At 72.9% G+C, this 15,443-nt stretch carries 14 protein-coding genes; 3 read left to right on the top strand and 11 right to left on the bottom strand.

The window, feature by feature from the left end:
- Positions 1-46 precede the first annotated feature (46 nt).
- The gene (yczE, locus tag RB614_RS08450; RefSeq protein ID WP_308711821.1) at positions 47-817 is read left to right on the top strand and encodes a membrane protein YczE; all 771 of its coding nucleotides are present in this window, start codon (positions 47-49) and stop codon (positions 815-817) included.
- Here yczE and RB614_RS08445 read toward each other — a convergent pair.
- On the bottom strand, positions 761-2,224 hold the full coding sequence (locus RB614_RS08445; RefSeq protein WP_308711820.1) for a beta-N-acetylhexosaminidase: 1,464 nt from the start codon (positions 2,222-2,224) through the stop codon (positions 761-763). The genes yczE and RB614_RS08445 overlap by 57 nt on opposite strands.
- Positions 2,225-2,283: 59 nt before the next feature.
- Here RB614_RS08445 and RB614_RS08440 point away from each other — a divergent pair, with 59 nt between their 5' ends.
- Complete coding sequence (locus RB614_RS08440; RefSeq protein ID WP_308711819.1) at positions 2,284-2,700, top strand: hypothetical protein; 417 nt, start codon at positions 2,284-2,286, stop codon at positions 2,698-2,700.
- Between the two features lie 82 nt (positions 2,701-2,782).
- Here RB614_RS08440 and hisF read toward each other — a convergent pair whose 3' ends face one another.
- The 8 genes from hisF to hisD form a co-directional block, all read right to left on the bottom strand.
- On the bottom strand, positions 2,783-3,544 hold the full coding sequence (hisF, locus tag RB614_RS08435) for an imidazole glycerol phosphate synthase subunit HisF (protein WP_308711818.1): 762 nt from the start codon (positions 3,542-3,544) through the stop codon (positions 2,783-2,785).
- A complete protein-coding gene (gene priA / locus RB614_RS08430; RefSeq protein WP_308711817.1) occupies positions 3,541-4,260 on the bottom strand; it encodes a bifunctional 1-(5-phosphoribosyl)-5-((5-phosphoribosylamino)methylideneamino)imidazole-4-carboxamide isomerase/phosphoribosylanthranilate isomerase PriA in 720 nt (239 codons plus the stop codon). Before priA ends, hisF begins: the two co-directional genes overlap by 4 nt.
- A gap of 16 nt (positions 4,261-4,276) precedes the next feature.
- Positions 4,277-4,594, bottom strand: a complete 318-nt coding sequence (locus RB614_RS08425) for a hypothetical protein (RefSeq protein WP_308711816.1) — start codon at positions 4,592-4,594, stop codon at positions 4,277-4,279.
- Entirely contained in the window at positions 4,587-5,186 is a 600-nt protein-coding gene (gene hisH, locus RB614_RS08420; RefSeq protein ID WP_308711880.1) for an imidazole glycerol phosphate synthase subunit HisH, read from the bottom strand. Before hisH ends, RB614_RS08425 begins: the two co-directional genes overlap by 8 nt.
- A gap of 70 nt (positions 5,187-5,256) precedes the next feature.
- Complete coding sequence (locus RB614_RS08415) at positions 5,257-5,427, bottom strand: hypothetical protein (protein WP_308711815.1); 171 nt, start codon at positions 5,425-5,427, stop codon at positions 5,257-5,259.
- Positions 5,424-6,035: an imidazoleglycerol-phosphate dehydratase HisB gene (hisB, locus tag RB614_RS08410; RefSeq protein WP_308711814.1), complete on the bottom strand. Its 612-nt coding sequence runs from the start codon at positions 6,033-6,035 to the stop codon at positions 5,424-5,426. Before hisB ends, RB614_RS08415 begins: the two co-directional genes overlap by 4 nt.
- Positions 6,032-7,081, bottom strand: a complete 1,050-nt coding sequence (locus tag RB614_RS08405; protein ID WP_308711813.1) for a histidinol-phosphate transaminase — start codon at positions 7,079-7,081, stop codon at positions 6,032-6,034. Before RB614_RS08405 ends, hisB begins: the two co-directional genes overlap by 4 nt.
- Complete coding sequence (hisD, locus tag RB614_RS08400; RefSeq protein WP_308711812.1) at positions 7,078-8,367, bottom strand: histidinol dehydrogenase; 1,290 nt, start codon at positions 8,365-8,367, stop codon at positions 7,078-7,080. The genes RB614_RS08405 and hisD overlap by 4 nt, the downstream gene beginning before the upstream one ends.
- A gap of 86 nt (positions 8,368-8,453) precedes the next feature.
- On the opposite strand from hisD, the gene RB614_RS08395 reads away from it, so the two are divergent.
- Positions 8,454-9,179: an LON peptidase substrate-binding domain-containing protein gene (locus RB614_RS08395; protein WP_308711811.1), complete on the top strand. Its 726-nt coding sequence runs from the start codon at positions 8,454-8,456 to the stop codon at positions 9,177-9,179.
- Between the two features lie 1,564 nt (positions 9,180-10,743).
- Here RB614_RS08395 and RB614_RS08390 read toward each other — a convergent pair.
- Complete coding sequence (locus tag RB614_RS08390) at positions 10,744-11,607, bottom strand: DUF2567 domain-containing protein (RefSeq protein WP_308711810.1); 864 nt, start codon at positions 11,605-11,607, stop codon at positions 10,744-10,746.
- A 203-nt stretch (positions 11,608-11,810) separates the two neighbouring features.
- Positions 11,811-15,335 (bottom strand): DNA polymerase III subunit alpha, encoded by a 3,525-nt coding sequence (dnaE, locus tag RB614_RS08385; RefSeq protein WP_308711809.1) that lies wholly within the window; start codon positions 15,333-15,335, stop codon positions 11,811-11,813.
- Positions 15,336-15,443 lie beyond the last annotated feature (108 nt).

The raw sequence follows: 15,443 nt of genomic DNA, 5'->3' as shown, positions 1-15,443 counted from the left end.
GATTGGCCATTGGAGAGGATACCAATCTGGCCCGAGAGTGGACACCATGTTCGTGATCGAGCGGGCCACTCGACGGCTGACCCAGCTCCTCGCCGGCCTCGTGCTCTACGGCGCCAGCATGGCCCTGATGATCGAGTCGCGGCTCGGCCTGGACCCGTGGGACGTGTTCCACCAGGGGTTGTCCGAGGTCACCGGCGTGCGCTTCGGCCTGATCGTGATCCTGGTCGGCGCGATGGTGCTGCTGCTGTGGATCCCGCTCCGCCAGCGCCCCGGCATCGGCACGGTGGCCAATGTGGTGGTGATCGGCCTCGCCGTCGACGCCGTACTCGCCGTGCTGCCCACCGCCGGCCCGATGGCGCTGCGGATCGCGTTCCTGGTCGGCGGTGTCACGCTCAACGGCGTCGCCACCGGCCTCTACATCGGCGCGCGGCTCGGCCCGGGCCCGCGCGACGGCCTGATGACCGGCTTCGTGGCCCGCCGGCCCGGCCGCTCGATCCGGCTGGTCCGCACCGTCATCGAGGTCACCGTGCTGGCGGTGGGCTGGCTGCTCGGCGGCACGGTCGGCGCCGGCACGGTGCTGTACGCGGTGGCGATCGGCCCGCTCGCGCACGTGTTCATCCCGCTCTTCACCGTGCCCGAGCGCCGGACCACGGCCGCGACCGCGGCACTATCGAGGCCCGAGCGCCGGACCACCGCCGCGACCGCGGCATCGCCGAGGCCGGAATGCCGGACCACCGCCAAGGCGGCGGGAGGGCCTGGGTCAGAGCGGCCGGTACCGGACCCCGATGCGGTCCAATCGGCCGAGGTGGCCCGCTAGCCGCTGCCGGAACTCGCCGAAGTCGCCGCCCGGCCCGCTCCACCCCAGCTCGGCCAGCGCCGCCAGCCGCGGGAAGGCCCGCCACTCGACGAGGTCGGTGGTCGGCAGGTACTCGCTCCACAGCTGCCCCTGCACCCCGATGACGCCGGCCCCGCGCTCCTCGCCCCCGACCTTGGCAGCCCCGGGGCGGTAGCCGTACACCTTCTCCAGCGGGAGCGGGCCGTTGATCGCGAGCGGCTCGTCGGGGTCGTCCACCGTCTCGGCCCAGTCGAGGTACGTGTGGCTCTGCGGGGCGGCGACCACCGGGTGGCCGGCGTCCAGCGCCACGCGTACCCGATGCTCCGCCTGCCAGGCGAAGACGGTGGCGCCGGCGGGCGCCGCGCGGTCGACGAGCTCGTCCCAGACGCCGACCTTGCGCCCGTGCCCGGCCAGGTGCTCCGCGAGCCGCCCGGCGAACCACCCCTGCAGCTCGCGCACGTCGTCGAGGCCGAGCGTGGCGGCCAGGGCCAGCACGTCGGGGTTGGCCCGCCACTCCTCGGTGGGGACCTCGTCGCCGCCGATGTGCACGTACTCGAACGGGAACACGTCGACCACCTCGTCGAGCACGTCCAGCACGAACGAGATCGTGGCGTCGGAGAGGTTGAGGATGTGGCTGGAGATGCCCCAGGTGGTACGCGTCTCGAGCCGCCGCCCGGGCACGTTGCCCAGCTCGGGGTAGGCGGCGATCGCCGACTGGGTGTGGCCGGGCAGGTCGATCTCCGGCATGACCCGGACGCCGCGGCGGGCGGCGTACGCGACGAGGTCGCTCAGCTCGCGCTGGGTGTAGAAACCCCCGTGGGGTACGCCGTCCTCGCGCCCCTCCCGCGCGTGCCCGGCCGGCGACTCGCGGCGGAAGCCACCCACCTCGGTGAGCCGCGGGTACTTGCGTACCTCGAAGCGCCACCCCTGGTCGTCGGTGAGGTGCAGGTGGAGGGTGTTGAGCTTGTGCATGGCGAGCAGGTCCACGTACCGGTACAGGAACGGCATCGGGTGGCACCAGCGGGCCACGTCGAGGAGTGAGCCGCGCCACGGGTAGACCGGGCGGTCGGTGACCTCGACGCAGGGCAGCCGCCGGGATGCCCCGTCCGGTACGAGCTGGAGGAGCGACTGCACCGCCCACCGCAACCCGTCTTCGGTGGCGGCGGTGGCGGTTACCCCGTCCGGGGTGACGGAGAGGTGATATCCCTCGGCGCCGAGCCGTTGGTCCGGCTTCGTCTGGAAGGTGAGCGTATCGCCGTCCGCGGTGGGCAGGGGCAACAGCTCACGCACCAGGTCGACGATCGCCGGCGGCCCGGCCACGCCGGCCCCCTCGACCAGCTCGAAGTGTCCATCGTGGACAGTAGCGTCCGCGGATCGAGGAAGCAGCATACTGATCAGCAAATCACATGGACTACCCGGAGAAGGGCCGGCCAAGGCAAGATGTCGCCATGGCGGAGGCGGGTTGGGATAGGAGCGACGCTTGGATCTTCGTCTCGGTGGTCATCGGCGGCGGCGCCGGCCGGCACCTGCGGTCCCCCAACACCCGCCGGCCCGAGGGCGTGCCACTGGCCGGGCTGCTCGCCACCGCTGAGCACTTGCAGGATGCAATACCCGCCCGCGACGAGGTGGAGACCGCGATCCAGCGCCTCTGCGGCGCCGATCTCGTCACGGTGCAGGACGGGTTCTTCCGGCTGACGCAGGCCGGCGAGCGGCTCTGGCGCACCCGGCCGCGGTCGGGCCTCTCCAGCACCGTCGACACCATGCACGGCATCCTGACCCGCAGCAGGCCCCCCGGCTCCGGCTCCACCTGGAGCGTGACCGAAGCCGAGTACACCGCCGCCGTGCGGGCCGCCTTCGCCCCCTGACGGACCGCTCAGTCAGCCGGCGCGCCCGCGGCACCGCCGCGTTCGTGACGCCGCGCGGCGAGGGCGACCGGGCGGGGCGGGCTCAGCGGACCGGGTTGCCGGCCGCCCGGAGAGTGTCCTTGACCTCGCCGATCGTCAGCTCTCCGAAGTGGAACACGCTCGCCGCCAGCACCGCGTCCGCGCCCGCCTCGACCGCCGGCGGGAAGTGGGCCCGGGTGCCGGCGCCGCCACTGGCGATGACCGGGATCTCGACCACCTCGCGGACCGCGCGGATCAGCGGCAGGTCGAAGCCGGCCTTGGTGCCGTCGGCGTCCATCGAGTTGAGCAGGATCTCGCCGGCGCCCAGCTCGGCGCCGCGCCGCGCCCACTCGACCGCGTCGATGCCGGTCCCCTTGCGGCCGCCGTGGGTGGTCACCTCGTAGCCGCTCGGGGTGTCCGGCGTGGACCGTACGTCGAGCGAGAGCACGAGCACCTGGTTGCCGAACCGGTCGGCGATCTCCGCGATCAGCTCGGGGCGGGCGATCGCCGCCGTGTTGACGCCCACCTTGTCGGCGCCGGCCCGCAGCAGAGTGTCCACATTCTCCACCGAGCGGACGCCGCCGCCGACCGTGAGCGGGATGAAGACCGACTCGGCCGTGCGGCGTACCACGTCGAGCATCGTGCCGCGGTCGTCGGAGGAGGCGGTCACGTCGAGGAACGTCAGCTCGTCGGCGCCGGCCGCGTCGTAGGCGGCGGCCAGCTCGACCGGGTCGCCCGCGTCGCGCAGGTCGACGAAGTTGACCCCCTTGACCACCCGGCCGGCGTCGACGTCCAGGCACGGGATGACCCGCACGGCGACACTCACGACAGGACCGCCAAAGCCTCGGGTACCGTGAACGCGCCCGCGTACAGCGCCTTGCCCACGATCACGCCCTCCACCCCGTCGGTTGAAAGGCCGGCGAGCGCGCGCAGGTCGTCCAGTGTGGACACACCGCCGCTGGCGACGACCGGGCGGTCGGTACGGGCGCAGACCTCGCGGAGCAGGTCGAGGTTGGGGCCGGTGAGGGTGCCGTCGCGGTGCACGTCGGTCACCACGTACCGCTGGCAGCCCGCCTTCTCCAGCCGTTCCAGGACCTCGAAGAGATCGCCGCCGTCCTTGGTCCAGCCGCGCGCGGAGAGGGTGTGGCCACGGACGTCGAGGCCGATCGCCACCCGGTCGCCGTACTCGGCGACGACCCGGTCGCACCACTGCGGGTTTTCCAGCGCGGCGGTGCCGATGTTGACCCGGGCCGCGCCGGTGGCCAGCGCCCGGCGCAGCGACTCGTCGTCGCGGATGCCGCCGGAGAGCTCCACGTGCACGTCGAGCCGGCCGACCACCGCGGCGAGCTGCTCGGCGTTCGAGCCGCGGCCGAACGCGGCGTCCAAGTCGACCAGGTGCACCCACGAGGCGCCGTCGCGCTGCCAGGCGAGGGCGGCGTCGAGCGGGTCGCCGTACACGGTCTCGCTGCCGGCGGCGCCCTGCACGAGGCGGACGGCCTGGCCGCCCGCGACGTCGACGGCGGGAAGGAGGACGAGGCTCACGAACGCTCCAAAACGATCAGGTACGGCGGCCGAGCGCGATGACCACGACGGCCGGTAGGACGAGCACGAGCAGGACGATCAGCACCAGGCGCAGGCCCAGCGGGTCGACCAGGAACCAGGCAGCGGCGACCAGCACCACGGTGAGCGCGGCGATGCCGGCCCGCTCCACCCGGGTACGCCGGGCGAGCAGCGAGCCGGTGCGGCGGCGGCGCGGCAGGGTGGGCCGGAGGCGGCGCAGCGCGTCGCGGCGGCGACGGCGCCGGGCGGCGGCCGCCTTCTCCCGCGCGGCCAGCGCCTCCCGCTCGGCCCTGCGTCTGGCCCGCTCCTTAGACAAGACTCAGGGTCCCGACCCAGTTGCGCAGCAGCGCCGCCCCGGCGTCGCCCGACTTTTCCGGGTGGAACTGCGTCGCCGACAGCGACCCCCGCTCCACCGCCGCCACGAACGGCACGTCGTGGGTGCAGGTGGTGATGCCCGGGCCGGTGCCGAACGCCGCGTACGAGTGGACGAAGTAGAACCGCGTGCCGGCCGGCAGTCCCGCGAAGAGGACCGAGCCGGCCGCCGGCGCCACGGTGTTCCACCCCATGTGCGGCACGCGGGTGGCGGGCAGCCGGGTGACGCCGCCCGGGATCAGGCCCAGGCCCTGGGTGACGGTGCCGTGCTCGTCGCCGTACTCGAAGAGGATCTGCGCCCCGACGCAGATGCCGAGGACCGGGCGCCCGGCGGCGACCCGCTCGGCGATGACCGGGCCGGCGCCCAGCTTGTCGACGCCGGCCATGCACGCCGCGAACGCGCCGACGCCCGGCACGACGAGGCCGTCCGCGGCGGCCGCCGCGGACAGGTCGGGGGTGACCGTCACGTCGCCGCCGGCCCGGGCGAGGGCCCGCTCGGCGGAGCGCAGGTTGCCCGAGCCGTAGTCGAGGACCACCACGCTGGGGGCAGGCCGGGGACCGGGCGTAATCGTGGAGCGCGGCGGAGCGATTTCGTGGGGTGGCATTTCAGCCCTCCCCGGGGATCAGCCACAGCACGCCGCCACCGGCCGCGAGCGCGGCGAGGACCGCGACGACCCCGATCGCGCCGCGCGCGGCACCCTGCCGGTGCAGCGACCAGGCACCGCCGGCCAGCACACCGGCGAGCGCGAAGAGGCCGACCGGGGCGAACGAGCTCACAGCGTCCCCTTGGTGCTGGGGACCGCGCCGGCCGCGCGCGGGTCGATCGAGGTCGCCTCGCGCAGGGCCCGCGCGACCGCCTTGAACTGCCCCTCCACCACGTGGTGCGCGTCCGGGTGGCCGCCGGGGCGGGCGGCCCGCAGCACGGTCACGTGCAGCGTGATCCGCGCCGCCTGGCCGAACGACTCCCACACGTGGCGGGTCATGCTGGTCGGGTAGACCGGCCCGATGTACGGCGCGAGGGCGGGCTCGTCGTGCACCACGTACGGCCGGCCGGAGAGGTCGACCGCGGCCTGCACCAGCACCTCGTCCATCGGGACCACGGCCGAGCCGTACCGCCGGATGCCCGCCTTGTCGCCGAGCGCCTCCGCGAACGCGGTGCCGAGCGCGAGCGCCGTGTCCTCCATCGTGTGGTGGGCGTCGATCTCCAGGTCGCCGACCGTGTTGACGGTCAGATCGAAGCCGCCGTGCCGGGCGATCTGGTTGAGCATGTGGTCGTAGAAGCCGACCCCGGTGCTGATCTCGCCCTGGCCGGTGCCGTCGAGGTCGAGCTCGACCAGCACCTTGGTCTCCTTGGTGACCCGTTCGATGCGGGCGCTGCGACTCATGGGAGGGCCTCCAGGAAGGCGTCCGTTTCCGATGGGGTCCCGGCGGTCACGCGCAACCAGCCGGGCAGGCCCACGTCGCGCACGAGCACACCACGGTCGAGCAGGTCGCGCCAGGCCTTTTTCTGGTCGCCACCCACCTCGTACAAGACGAAGTTGGCGTCGCTGTCGGCGACCCGGAAGCCGCGGTCGCGCAGCTCGCGGACGATCCGGTCGCGCTGCTCCTTGATCGCCTCGACGGTGGCCAGCAGCGCGTCGCGGTGGGCGAGCGCCGCGCGGGCCGCGGCCTGGGTGAGCGAGGAGAGGTGGTACGGCAGGCGGACGAGCTGCACCGCGTCGACCACCGCCGGGGCGGCCGCCAGGTAGCCCAGCCGCCCGCCGGCGAACCCGAACGCCTTGCTCATCGTGCGGGTCACCACCAGCCGCTCGTGCCCGGGCAGCACCTCCAGCGCGCTCGGGGTGCCGGGCCGGGCGAACTCCGCGTACGCCTCGTCGACCACCACCATGCCGGGCGCCGCGTCGAGCACCGCGGCGACCACGGCCGGGTCGAGGGCGGTGCCGGTGGGGTTGTTGGGCGAGCAGAGGAAGACGAGGTCGGGGCGGTGCCGCTCGATCTGCTCGACCGCGTGCGCCGCGCCCAGCCCGAAGTCCTCGGCCCGGTAGCCGTCGACCCAGGCGGTGCCGGTGCCCTTGGCCAGGAGCGGGTGCATCGAGTACGCCGGCGTGAAGCCCAGCGCGCTCCGCCCCGGCCCGGCGAAGACCTGCAGCAGCTGCTGCTGGATCTCGTTGGAGCCGTTGGCCGCCCAGACCTGGTCGCCGGTCAGGCCGTGCCCCAGGTACTCCGCGAGGTCGGCGCGGAGCGCCACGGCGTCGCGGTCGGGGTAGCGGTTGAGGTCGCGCAGCTCGGCCTGGAGCGCCTTGCCGATCGCCTCGACCACCGCCTCGGGCAGCGGGTACGAGTTTTCGTTGGTGTTGAGCCGCACGGGCACGTCGAGCTGGGGCGCGCCATAGGGTTTGAGCCCCCGGAGATCGTCGCGGATGGGGATCATAGCCGAGCCGTCACAGCCTGGCCGTGCGCCGGCAGGTCTTCCACGTTGGCGAGCGTGACCACGTGGCCGGCGACGTCGCGCAGGGCCGCCTCGCCGTACTCGATCACGTGGATGCCGCGCAGGAACGACTGCACCGACAGCCCCGAGGAGTGGCGGGCGCAGCCGCCGGTGGGGAGCACGTGGTTGGAGCCGGCGAGGTAGTCACCGAGCGACACCGGCGACCAGGCGCCGACGAAGACCGCACCCGCGTTGCGCACCCGCAGCGCCCAGGCCCGCGCGTCCACGGTCTGGATCTCGAGGTGCTCGGCCGCGTACGCGTCGACGACCCGCAGCCCCTGCTCCAGGTCGTCGACGAGGACCGCCCCCGACTGCGGGCCGGTCAGCGCCTCGGTGATCCGGCCGGTGTGCTTGGTCGCCGCCACCTGCCGGGTCAGCTCGACCTCGACCGCCTCGACCAGCGCCGCGGAGGGGGTGACCAGCACGCTCGCCGCGAGCGGGTCGTGCTCGGCCTGGCTGATCAGGTCGGCGGCGACGTGGACCGGGTCGGCGGTGTCGTCGGCGAGGATCGCGATCTCGGTGGGGCCCGCCTCGGCGTCGATGCCGACGACGCCGCGGAGCAGCCGCTTGGCCGCGGTGACCCAGATGTTGCCCGGACCGGTGACCAGGTCGACCGGCTCGCACTCGCCGGGGACGCCATAGGCGAGCATCGCGATCGCCTGGGCGCCGCCCACCGCGTACACCTCGTGGACGCCGAGCAGCGCGCACGCGGCGAGCACCCGGGCGTCGGGCAGGCCGCCGTTGTCGACCTGGGGCGGGCTCGTGACCACCAGCCCCTCGACACCGGCGACCTGGGCGGGCACCACGTTCATGACCACGGTCGACGGGTACATGGCCAGGCCGCCCGGCACGTACAGCCCGACGCGGGACACCGGCACCCACCGCTCGGTGACCGTGCCGCCCGGCACCACCTGCGTGGTCACGTCGGTGCGGCGCTGGTCGGTGTGCACCTTGCGGGCCCGCGCGATCGCCTCGGTCAGCGCCGCCCGCACCTCGGGTTCGAGCGTCCCGGCGGCCGCCGCGATCGCCTCGGCCGGCACCCGCAGCCGCTCCAGCCGCACCCCGTCGAAGCGCTCGGTCGCCTCCCGGATCGCGGCGAACCCATGCTCGCGCACCGCCTCCACGACCGGGCGGATCCTGTCGACCGCGGCGGAGACGTCGAGCTGGGCACGGGGCAGCAGGCCACGCGGGTCGGTGGCGCTGCCGCGCAGGTCGATCCGGTTGAGCACGTACCGAGTCTATGCGGCGCGCGACGGCACCCCAGCCGCCCGTCCGGCCGGTCCAGGCACTGAGACTCCTCCGATACGCTTTCTGGATGAGTCCGCGGCTGCCGGTGTTCCCACTGGGCACGGTGCTCTTCCCCGGTCTCGTCCTCCCCCTGCACATCTTCGAGGAGCGCTACCGCGAGCTGGTCCGCCACCTCGTCGCGCTGCCCGACGGCACGCCCCGCGAGTTCGGCGTGGTGGCGATCCGCCGCGGCTGGGAGGCACCGCTCTCCACCGCACCCGGCGCGACCGCGCCCGCCGCCGACGTCAGCCTCCACGACGTGGGGTGCACGGCCGAGCTGCGCCAGGTGACCGAGCTGCCCGACGGGCGGTACGACATCGTCACCGTGGGACGCCGCCGCTTCCGGCTCACCGGCGTCGACAGCGACTCCCAGCCCTACCTGACCGGCGAGATCGAGTGGCTCCCCGAGCCGGGCGGGCAGGAAGACCTCGCCGACCTGCTGGCCCCGCGGGTGCTGTCGGTCTTCCGCCGCTACCTTCGGCTGATGCGGGCCGACGGCGACACCGACGACACGGCCGACCTCGCCGAGGTGAGCGAGCAGCTCCCCGAAGACCCCACCGTCCTGTCCCACCTGGTCGCCGCGACCGCCGCACTCACGGTCGAAGACCGCCAGCGCCTGCTCGCCGCCGACGACACCGCCACCCGCCTACGCGCCGAGCTCCGCCTCCTCAACCGCGAGGCCGCCCTGCTGGGCCGCGTCCGCGCCGTGCCCGTCCCCCTCTCCGAGCTGGCCGTCCCGATCAGCGCCAACTAGTCAGTGCGGTGGCCACCAACGTTCACCGGGTGATCGGGGGGCGTCGGCCGCCGCTCCACCCGGCCGGGGGAGCCCGGCCAGGGGCCCCCCCGGGGGGCCCCCCCCCCCCCCCCCGGGCGCGCGCCCCCCCCCCCCCCCCCCCCCCCCCGGGCCGGCGAAGCCGGCAAAGGTCAGTGGCCAGCGCACTAGCAAAGTCCGAAGACATTCCGAGCTACCGCGACGCCCGTCGTGGTCCAGCCCAATGCCTCATGCTGATTCGATCAAGGCCCTGCGGGCCGGGAACGTCCGGCCATCGCCCGGCGCGTGCGGCCGGTCCGCGGTCACCACCGGGCGGGTGGTCGAGATCGTGGTACGCAGCTGCCCTCGGGCGGGCGGATCCGTACCACGATCTGCGGCTTGGGCCGATCTCGCAGCGCCGTACGGTGCGCAGGGCGCCTACACGGCCATGGGGCTTCCGAGGGCCCTGGCCTTGATCAAAAATTTTCAGGGTGAGTGGCGGGCCGTTTGCTTTTCGCGGCTTCATCCCTCCACCGCTGGTCACCCCCTGCTCCCGGTCGGCGGGCACCGGGCGCGCTGTTGAGATCGTCAACCGGTTTTGGGGTGTCAAGCCGTCCCGCCCATACGGGCTGACCCGTGATCGACTCAGGCTGAGCGGCATTGGGTCCAGACCGTTGCTCCCGCAGCCTCACCCTCCGCCGCCGGTCGCGCTCACCCCTCCAGAACCCCACCGGCAAGCCGGCCCGCGACACTCGGTGCGCTCACCGACCTCTGAACCTGCCCCGCCTGCGCGCCCCGCTCAAAACTCCGCGCACGCAGCGTCTACCCCTTCGCGAGCACACCGGCAGCCAAGACCCGCGAAGCGCATGCGCACAGCTCGCGCCGCAACGGTCGGCGCGTTCACCAGGCTCCGGAGCTGCCCCGCCTGTGCGCCCAACTCCACGCATGCAGCAGTCGCCCTTCGGGAACGCTCGGCAAGCCAGACCGGGCCGCGGGCACGGCAGACGCCGCGACGGTCGGTGCGCTTCAGGGGCTCTGGAGCTGCCCCGTCCGCGCGCCCAGCTCCACAGCTCCACCCACGCAGCAGTCACCCCTTCGGGAGCGCTCCGGCAGCCCCGACCACGAAAAGGCTACGCACGGCTCACGCCGCGACGGTCAGTGAGTCCACCGATCTCTCGACTGCCCCGTCTGTGCGTGCAGCTCGAGAGCTCCGCACGCACAGCCGGCAGCCGGCGGAGTCGCGGTCGCCGCCCTGGCCAGCCCGCCTGCGCGGACCCGAGCGGGCTGGTCCGCGGACCCGGCGCTCGAGAGTCCGCGCACGCGGGTGGCAGTGGTGGAGCCGCAGTCGCGGGCCCCTCCGCGAACGCGGCCCGTGCGGACCCGAACGGGCTCGTCGCGCGGAGCCGGCAGCGGAGGCCGGGGAAGTCGGCGAGCGCCAGCTCGTCGCCGGCCGCAGCGGTGCCCGCGGGAAAGCACCGCTCCGCTGCGCCCCACGTTTCCCCGGGGACCCCGCGCATGCGGTCCGCAGCTGGCGCGGACGGGGGCAGATGTGTGTCTGGAGCCGGGATCAGCCGCGGTCGGTGCCGGGCGGTGGGGATGCCCACGGGCCGGCGCCGGGCATCCGGTCTTTGGACGGACCACCGCCGTCGATGCCCATGCCGTTGATCGGCTGAGGGCGCCAGTCTGGGCCGGCCGGGGGGCGCGCCACGCCGGCCGGTGGGTGCCACGGGCCGGCCAGGCCGCCGTCGGGCGTGGGCTCGGCGGCCGCCGCCAGCGCCAGGGGGGTGACCGGCTCCGGCTCGGGAACCAGCGACGGGTATCGCGACCAGCCGGCCAGCAGCGTGTAGATGACGACGGCGCCGAACGCCGGCAGCAGCACGTCGCCCTGCAGCGTGGGGATGACGCCCCACAGCCACTCGAACCCGCCGGCCCGCAACTCGGCCGGCTGGCTGAGCGGGGTGCCGGCCGGCGCGCTCGCGAGGAGCCGGTCGAAGTCGCCGTGCCCGATGAGGCTCCCGAGCCACCAGGCGACCAGCGCCGCCCCGACCGTGCCCACCGCCAGGCCGAGCAGCACGACCGGGCCCCGGTAGCGGCGCAGCAGCACCCAGACCGCGATCGCGGCGAGCACGCCGAAGCCGAGCCCGAGCAGGGTGAACCAGCCATCGGCCGCGACGTACTCCTCTGGCTGCGGATCGGTGAGCCGCGCGCCGCCCTCGACCTTGATCAGGGGGATGTCGGGGGCCAGCGCCCGCCACAGCAGGCCGAGCGGTGCGCCGAGGATCGCCAGCGCGACCGCCACGGCGAGGCTGACCAGCGGCGACGGCCACCCCTTGCGCCGGGTCTCCGCCCGCCCGTCGACGGCGGCGGCGGCGGCGAATGGGCCGGCCGCCACCGGGTGTCTGGCCTCGGCGCCCTCCGCACGCTCGCTCACTGTGCCTCCGGGTTCGCTCGCTCGTGCGGCGCCAAAGGCGACGTCTTCCTCCGCCAGCCCGAAACCCCGACTCCGTCGGCGGGCCAGCTCCGTCCAGACGCCGCCGCGCCAACTCGCTCGCTCACGGTCGAATCCTCTCAGGCCCGGCTGGGAACCGGCTGGAGAGGGGCGCTTCGCACCGGGGGCGACATCGACGGCGGGGGTCAGCCGGCGACCGCGGCCGGGCCGAGGAGGGCCTTGAGGTCGGCCATCAGCGCCGTCGTCGGCGCCACCCGGGTCGGGCCGAGCCGTAGCAGCGTGGCCCGCGAACCGTTGACGAGCTTGACGTGCACCTCGGCCGAGCCGGGGTGGCTGGTCAGCACCTCACGCAGGCGCTCGACCAGCGGCGGTGTGCACCGCGACGGGGGCAGCGCCAGCACGACCGGCTTGACCTCGTCGGCGGCGGTGATGTCGGGCAACGACATGTCCATCGCCATCAGCCGCGGCTGGTCGTCGCGCCGGTCGACCCGCCCCTTCACCACGACGATGGCGTCCTCGGCGATGTACTGCCCGACGATCTCGTACGTGTTGGGGAAGAACAGCACCTCCACGGCGCCGCCCAGGTCTTCCAGCGTGGCCGAGGCCCAGGCCCTCCCCTGCTTGGTGATCCGCCGCTGCACCCCGGAGAGGATGCCGGCGAGCGTGACCACCGCGCCGTCGCCGACTGAGCCCTCCTCGGACAGCGCGGCGATGGACATGTCGGCGGCGGCGCTGAGCACGTGCTCGACGCCGAAGAGCGGGTGGTCGGAGACGTACAGGCCGAGCATCTCCCGCTCGAACGTGAGCAGGTCGCCCTTGTCCCACTCGTCGGTCGGGATCGGCGGGGTCACCTCGATCGGCGCGCCGCCGAGGTCGCCGCCGCCGAAGAGGTCGAACTGGCCGACCGCCTCGTTGCGCTTGGTGTCGAGGAACGACTCGATCGCGTCGGCGTGCACCGCGAGCAGGCCCTTGCGGCTGTGCCCCATCGAGTCGAACGCGCCCGCTTTGATCAGCGATTCGATGGTCTTCTTGTTGCAGGCCACCGCGTCGACCTTGCGCAGGAAGTCGTAGAAGTCGGCGTAGGCGCCCTTCTCCTTGCGGCACCGCATGATCGCCTCGACCACGTTGGTGCCGACGTTGCGCACCGCGGCCAGGCCGAAGCGGATGTCCTGGCCGACCGCCGCGAAACGGGCCATCGACTCGTTGACGTCCGGCGGCAGCACCTTGATGCCCATGCGCCGGCACTCGGCCAGGTAGACCGCCGACTTGTCCTTGTCGTCGCCGACCGAGGTGAGCAGGCCGCTCATGTACTCGGCGGGGTAGTTGGCCTTGAGGTAGGCGGTCCAGTACGACACCACGCCGTACGCCGCGGAGTGCGCCTTGTTGAACGCGTAGTCGGAGAACGGGACCAGGATGTCCCAGAGCGTCTTGATCGCCGCGTCGGAGTAGCCGTTGTCCTTCATGCCGGCGGCGAAGGGCTCGAACTCCTTGTCGAGGATCTCCTTCTTCTTCTTGCCCATCGCCCGGCGGAGCAGGTCTGCCTTGCCGAGCGTGTAGCCCGCCACCTTTTGCGCGATCGCCATGACCTGCTCCTGGTAGACGATCAGCCCGTAGGTGTCGCCCAGGATGTCCTTCAGCGGCTCGGCCAGCTCGGGGTGGATCGGCACGACCGGCTTGCGGTTGTTCTTGCGGTCGGCGTAGTCGTTGTGCGCGTTGGCGCCCATCGGGCCGGGGCGGTAGAGCGCGCCCACGGCGGAGATGTCTTCGAAGTTGTCCGGGACCATCGAGCGCAGCAGCGCCCGCATCGGCCCGCCGTCGAACTGGAACACGCCGAGCGTGTCGCCGCGGGCGAGCAGCTCGTACGTGGGCTTGTCGTCCAGCGGCAGGTCTTCGAGCACCACGTCGACGCCCCGGTTGTCGCGGATCGCGTCGAGGCAGTCGTCGAGGATCGTGAGGTTGCGCAGGCCGAGGAAGTCCATCTTGAGCAGGCCGATGGACTCGCAGGCGCCCATGTCCCACTGGGTGATGATGGCGCCGTCCTGCTCGCGCTTGTGGATCGGCAGCACGTCGACCAGCGGGTCGCGGGAGAGGATCACACCGGCCGCGTGCACGCCCCACTGCCGCTTGAGCCCTTCCAGGCCCTTGGCGGTGTCGACGATCTTTTGCACCTCGGCGTCGCTGTCGTACAGCTGGCGGAACTCGACGGCCTCGGGGTAGCGCGGGTGGCTGGAGTCGAAGATGCCGCCGAGCGGGATGTCCTTGCCCATGACGGCCGGCGGCATCGCCTTGGTGATCTTGTCGCCCATCGCGAACGGGTAGCCGAGCACCCGGGCCGCGTCCTTGATCGCCGCCTTCGCCTTGATCGTGCCGTACGTGATGATCTGCGCGACCCGCTCCTCGCCGTACTTCTCCGTCGCGTAACGGATCATGTCGCCGCGCCGGCGCTCGTCGAAGTCCATGTCGATGTCGGGCATCGAGATGCGGTCGGGGTTGAGGAACCGCTCGAACAGCAGGCCGTGCTGCATCGGGTCGAGCTCGGTGATGCCCAGCGCGTACGCGATCAGGGCGCCCGCTGCGGAGCCGCGCCCCGGACCGACCCGGATGCCCTCCCGCTTCGCGTACGCCACGAGGTCGGCGGTCACCAGGAAGTAGCCGGGGAAGCCCATCTTGATGATGACGTCCAGCTCGTACTCCGCCTGGACGCGCCGGTCGTCGGGCACGCCGTCGGGGAAGCGCCGCTCCAGCCCGCGCATGACCTCCTTGCGCAGGAACGACTCCTCGGTCTCCCCCGCCGGCACCGGGAACTGGGGCATCAGGTTGCGCGAGGCGAACAGCGCCGAGTAGTCGCCGATCTTTTCCGCGATCTCCAGCGTGCTGTCGCAGGCGCCGGGGACCTCCGCGTCCCACAGCTTGCGCATCTCGGCCGGGGACTTCAGGTAGAAGTCGCGGGCGTCGAACTTGAACCGCTTGGGGTCGGCCATCGTCGAGCCGGACTGCACGCACAGCAGCACCTCGTGCGCGTCGGCGTCGCGGTCGAACGTGTAGTGCAGGTCGTTGGTCGCGACCGGCTTGAGGTTGAGCCGCTTGCCGAGCCGGATCAGGTCTTCGCGGACCCGGGTCTCGATGTCGAGCCCGTGGTCCATCAGCTCGAGATAGAAGTTGTCGGGGCCGAAGATGTCGCGAAACTCGGCCGCCGACGCGCACGCCTTGTCGAAATCGCCGATCCGCAGCCAGGTCTGGATCTCACCCGACGGGCAGCCGGTGGTGGCGATGATCCCCTTCGCGTACCGGTGGAGCAGCTCGCGGTCGGCGCGCGGCTTGTAGAAGTAGCCCTCCAGGCTGGCGAACGATCCGAGGCGGAAGAGGTTTTGCAGCCCGTCGGCGTCGGCGGCGAGCATCGTCATGTGCGTGTAGGCGCCACCGCCGGAGACGTCGTTCTCCCCGCCGTCGGCCCACCGCACCCGGGTCCGATCCCGCCGGTCGCTGTTGGGCGTCAAATACATCTCGGAGCCGATGATGGGCTTTACGCCGGCGGCGGTGGCCTGCTTGAAGAAGTCGTACGCCCCGAAGAGGTTGCCGTGGTCGGTCATCGCCAGGGCCGGCATCTCCAGCCGCTTGGCCTCGCTGAAGAGGTCTTTCAAGCGCGCCGCGCCGTCGAGCATCGAGTACTCGGTGTGTACGTGAAGATGCACGAAAGACGGCTCCGGCACCCTGCCCCTCCCAGTGTCAACCTTGGCAGAGCCTAGCCCGCGGGTACGACGCCCGGCGCCGCCGACACGGCCCCGAAGCGTGCCATCTGGATCACGCCGGCGAGGACT

It is taken from the genome of Phytohabitans maris (assembly GCF_031085175.1).
Taxonomy (GTDB): Bacteria; Actinomycetota; Actinomycetes; order Mycobacteriales; family Micromonosporaceae; genus Phytohabitans; species Phytohabitans maris.
This window is presented reverse-complemented; position numbering and strand designations above follow the sequence as displayed.

Excerpts from the sequence above, each read along its gene's own strand:
- yczE (WP_308711821.1), top strand. The coding sequence starts at position 47 with ATGTTCGTGATCGAGCGGGCCACTCGACGGCTGACCCAGCTCCTCGCC.
- RB614_RS08445 (WP_308711820.1), bottom strand. The coding sequence starts at position 2,224 with ATGCTGCTTCCTCGATCCGCGGACGCTACTGTCCACGATGGACACTTC.
- RB614_RS08440 (WP_308711819.1), top strand. The coding sequence starts at position 2,284 with ATGGCGGAGGCGGGTTGGGATAGGAGCGACGCTTGGATCTTCGTCTCG.
- hisB (WP_308711814.1), bottom strand. The coding sequence starts at position 6,035 with ATGAGTCGCAGCGCCCGCATCGAACGGGTCACCAAGGAGACCAAGGTG.
- RB614_RS08405 (WP_308711813.1), bottom strand. The coding sequence starts at position 7,081 with ATGATCCCCATCCGCGACGATCTCCGGGGGCTCAAACCCTATGGCGCG.
- RB614_RS08395 (WP_308711811.1), top strand. The coding sequence starts at position 8,454 with ATGAGTCCGCGGCTGCCGGTGTTCCCACTGGGCACGGTGCTCTTCCCC.